At 62.2% G+C, this 5002-nt stretch carries 1 protein-coding gene and 1 pseudogene; one reads left to right on the top strand and one right to left on the bottom strand.

Features of this window, described 5'->3' with window-relative positions; all coding sequences use genetic code 11:
* Nucleotides 1-4380 (bottom strand): glutamate synthase-related protein (locus AB4043_RS14180; protein WP_442307332.1); only part of this gene is annotated, 4380 nt, incomplete at its 3' end.
* Nucleotides 4381-4719: 339 nt separating this feature from the next.
* On the opposite strand from AB4043_RS14180, the pseudogene AB4043_RS14175 reads away from it, so the two are divergent.
* Nucleotides 4720-5002, top strand: a pseudogene (locus AB4043_RS14175) (ArgR family transcriptional regulator); the annotation flags it as partial.

The raw sequence follows: 5002 nt of genomic DNA, 5'->3' as shown, positions 1-5002 counted from the left end.
TTCCACGTGTGCTTCGATCAGCTCGTGCAGCTGCATCTGCGCATGCTCACCAGCCTGCTCGAAGGTCTCGGGAGCCAGGAACTCTTCATGGCAACGCTTCGTTGCCATGAAGCTACCGTCGGCGTCGTACACCCAGGCAATACCGCCGGTCATACCGGCGCCGAAGTTGATGCCGGTCTTACCGAGAATGACAGCCATACCGCCCGTCATGTACTCGCAGCCGTGRTCGCCGATACCTTCCACCACCGCAGTGGCGCCGGAGTTGCGGACCGCAAAGCGCTCGCCTGCGCGGCCGGCGGCGAAGAGCGTGCCGCTGGTAGCGCCGTAGAGAGYCACATTGCCGAGGATGACGTGATGACCGGAGTCCTGTGCCGCCAGACCGCGCGCGCGCAGAATGATCTCACCACCCGCAAGGCCCTTACCGACGAAGTCGTTGGCCTGGCCTTCCAGGATGAGTTTCATGCCGTCGACCGCAAAACAGCCAAAGGACTGACCGGCTGTGCCGTTCAGGTTCAGCGTGATGTCGGGACGAGGCAGCGGAGCTTCGGCGCGCGACTTCAGCAGCGCCAGCTCACCGGCGATACGGGCGCCGATGGCGCGGTCGCGATTGGCCACATCAGAGTGCACACGGTACGGCATACCCTGCTTTGCAGCGTCGATCGCCGGAGCAACCCAGGCTTCGTCGACAGCAGGACGCGAGACCGGACGATCATTGCGGCCCCCCTGCCAGCGAACTGCACCTTCTTCGGTGGCAACGGCCAGCATCGGCTTCAGATCCAGACCGCCATCGAAGCGGACCTGCTCCAACAGATCGGCACGTCCGATTGCGGCTTCCAGCGAAGGCAGACCGTAACGGGCGAGAAGCTGCTGGACTTCCGAAGCGAGCTGCTGGAAAAACTGCACCACATGCTCAGGCTTGCCGCGGAACTTCGCGCGGAGCTCAGGCTTTTGCGTGGCAATGCCGGTCGGGCAGGAGTTCAGGTGGCACTGGCGGGCCATATCGCAGCCCAGAGTCACCAGCACTGCCGTTCCGAAGGCAAACTCGTCCGCTCCCAGCAGCGCAGCGACCAGGATGTCGCGGGCCGTCGAGAGACCACCGTCAGTACGCAGACGGACACGTCCACGCATGCCGTTTTCGATCAGCACCTGCTGAGCTTCGGCCAGACCAAGCTCCCACGGATTACCCGCGTACTTGATCGACGACAGCGCCGCTGCACCAGTACCGCCAGTGTTGCCGGCGATCACGATGTAATCGGCATACGCCTTGGCGACACCCGCGGCAACCGTTCCCACGCCGCAGGAGGAGACCAGTTTCACACCCACCGCCGCACGCGGATTGACGTGCTTCAGGTCGTGGATAAGCTGTGCGAGGTCTTCGATCGAGTAGATGTCGTGGTGCGGCGGCGGAGAGATCAGCGGCACACCCGGCTGAGCGTGACGCAGACGAGCGATAAGGCCGGAGACCTTGTGTCCGGGCAACTGTCCACCTTCGCCCGGTTTGGCGCCCTGGGCGACCTTGATCTCAATCTCCTCAGCGTTGGCCAGATACTCGGCTGTAACACCAAAGCGTCCGCTGGCGACCTGCTTGATCTTGTTGTTCAGTTTGCCGTGGATCGCCGGGGCTTCAACAATCGGCTCAGCGACAGCGACGCTGCCCTCGCTCTCGTTGCGGGCCATGGTCACGACACCACCGCCAGGCGTACGGAAGCTGGAGACAGCCGGGCTCGGCTTGTAGACCCCAGGGTCTTCTCCGCCCTCGCCCGTGTTGGACTTGCCGCCGAGGGTGTTCATGGCGAGCGTGATGGTCGAGTGGGCCTCAGGGCTCAGCGAGCCGAGCGACATGGCCGACGCGATGAAGCGGCGGTACATCTTCTCCGGCGCTTCCACTGCACTGACAGGCAGCTCCTGTCCTGCAGGACGAATCTCCAGCAGGTCACGAAGGAAGGCCGGTTCGCGACTGGCAACGTTCTGCGTATAGATCTGGAAGGCGGCAGCAGGGTCAGCAGCAGCGGGAACGTTACGGGCCGAGCCCACAACCGTCTGCAGCTCCTTTACCAGCGGAGGAGCCCAGCCGTGCGGCTCGGTGCCGTCGGCGCGGCGGAACTTAACCCAGCCCGGATCGGTGAGATCTGTTCCAAGCTCTGTACCCCAAAGCTTGCGAAGCTGCTGCTCGATCTCCGTAAAACCGATGCCCGAGATAGGAGCCGGCGTCGCCGGGAAGCACTTATCGACGACACTGAGGTGCAGACCGAGGATGTCGAAGAGGTGGGCCGAGCGGTAGGAGTCGACGACGGAGACACCCATCTTCGACATGATCTTGGCGAGACCCGTATCGAGCGCCTTGAGCATCTTCTTCTCGGACTCGTAGGGGTCGGTTCCGGCGGGAGTAAGAGCGCGGCCGCTTTCGAGAGCCAGCCAGGGACAGACCGCACCTGCGCCGTAGCCGATGAGGACGGCGGCGTGGTGAATGTCGCGACAGTCTCCTGCCTCTACAGCGATACCTACGTTAGCGCGCAGGCCTGCCTTGATCAGAACCTCATTGACATAGGCAGTGGCCATCGCCATGGGGATCGGCAGCGAGGCCGCGGAAGCTCCACGGTCGGTCAGCAGAAGAATGCCGGCGCCGTTGTGCACCAGGCTCACAGCCTGCTCGCCGACTGCTTCGAGCCCTGCTTCAAGGGTCGTAGTTGCATCGAAGAGACACGGCAGCTCAACCGTCTTCAGGTTGGCGGCGTGATCGTACTTGTGCTCACGCAGCGCAGCAGCCTGTCCCAGCGAGAGGAACGGCGAGAACAGCGAGAGACCCGGCAACGGAGCATGCTTGTCCAGCATGTGCGACCACGGACCGAGGCGCGTATGCAGTGAAACCACGCAGGCCTCGCGCAGCGGATCGATCGCCGGATTGGTTACCTGAGCGAAGCGCTGACGGAAGTAGGCATACAGCGGACGCGGAGCCTTTGCCAGAAACGCGAGCGGCGTATCGTCGCCCATCGACCACACCGGATCCTTACCCTCGGTCGCCATTGGCGCGAGGATCATGCGGACCTCTTCCTTGGTGTAGCCAAAGGCAAGGTGAATCGGCAGCAGCGACTTCAGATCGGGTGTGTCGGCGATATCGGCCTTGAGCAGCGGGGTCTGCTCGGCGAGAAGCTGCTGGTAGGTCGGGTCTGCATCGAACAGGTCGAAGAGCTCGTCGTTGTGCAGCACCTTGTGCTCGATCAGATCGACAACGAACATCTCACCCGGGCCAAGACGTCCGGACTCAATCACCGTGTTGGGATCGAGATCGACCAGGCCTGCCTCCGATCCAGCCACGACGACACCGGTATTGGTGACGGCATAGCGCGAGGGGCGCAGACCGTTACGGTCAAGGGCCGCACCAACCACCTTGCCGTCGGCAAAGCCGAGCGCAGCAGGGCCATCCCAGGGCTCAGCCATATCGACGTGGTACTGCAGGAAGGAAGAGGGCTTCGCGGTGTAGGCCGGTGGCACCAGCATGCGGAGTGACTCAGGCAGCGTACGGCCGTTGTAGCGAAGCAGCTCGACGGTCTCGTCGAGAGAGGTGGAATCGGAACCGCCCTGCGTCAGAATCGGCTTGCACTCATCAGGCAGAGTGGCATCGCGGGCAGCCATGCGGGCGCGGTTGCCCCAGACAGTGTTGATCTCGCCGTTATGCGCCAGGGCACGACAAGGCTGCGCGCGGTGCCAGGTCGGCGTGGTGTTGGTGGCGTAACGCTGGTGGAAGAGTGCGAACGACGTCACGAAGGCCTGATTGGCCAGGTCGGGAAAGAATTCGGGCAACAGACGGCCGGCGCACATCGACTTGTAGACAATGGTCTGGGTCGAGAGCGAACAAAGGTATCCGTCGGCCTCACCCGAAGCCAGGAAGCCGTCAAACTTCTTGCGCGCCAGGTACAGGCGACGCTCCACGTCCGTGGAGGTGTCGTCGGTTGTGGCGATCACCTGCTTGATGACAGGCATGGTGGAGAGGGCGATCTCACCCAGCGTCTCCGGACGGGTCGGCACCGTACGCCACGCCAGGACCTTAAACGACTGAAGCTCCAGCGAGCGGACAATGGCGGCCTCGGTTTTGGCTGAATCCACCGGCAGGAAGCACATACCGACGGCCAGCGGCTTGCCCGCCGGAAGGTCCAGTTTCAGCTCTTCCAGCAGCAACGCGCGCGGTACTGCCGCCATAATGCCTACGCCATCCGACGATTTGCCATCGGCCGCAACTGCGCCGCGATGGGCGAGACGGGCAAGGGCGGTCAGGGCTTTGGCCAGAATGTCATACGACGGCGTGGCAGACACCTGAGCGACGAAACCAACGCCGCAGGAGTCATGGTCAAAGCGAGAGTCGAGAAGCGAGGGCACTGACATCTTCATAGCGATGAACCTGGGTAAAGCCTTCCTGTCATTCGGGGACACCTGCAGGTAGACGCTCGCGATGGCGCATACACATTCGCCTGAAAAGCGGTACTACTGGGAGTCCGGTCTTTATTCTACGCCGATTTCCCCGCCCCGAAACACCGTCCAGAGGCATGGATCTCGACCTGAGAGCGACACCGCCAGGCACTTGACATAGCGGCTGTGAATATTTATACATGATCTTGTATTTTTATGCATCACCAACGTAGTGCCGGCCGTCAAAAGCAGGTGCTGCGTTTTTCTGCTGTTCAAAGCGGCAGAGGATGCAGGACGGGTGAATAGAAATTCAGTATGAAACAGCAACGGCACAGTGCAATTCGAGAGCTCCTGGTGACGACGACGGTCACCAGCCAGGATGAGCTGCGCAGAAAGCTGGCCAAGCGCGGTTTCAACGTCACGCAGGCGACCCTGTCCCGGGACATGCGCGAGTTAAACCTCTACAAGGGCCCGAACGGGTATACGCTCGCCAATTCCGCCGTAGCCGAGGATGACCGGTCTCCGGAGATCAATGACCTGTTGAAGAGCTTCGGTCTGGAGGTACGGCAGGCGATGAACCAGGTCGTCATCATCACGA

Source organism: Terriglobus sp. YAF25, from assembly GCF_052113305.1.
Classification (GTDB): Bacteria; Acidobacteriota; Terriglobia; order Terriglobales; family Acidobacteriaceae; genus Terriglobus.
Note: the sequence above shows the minus strand (reverse complement) of the source record. Positions and strands in the feature narration are given on the sequence as shown.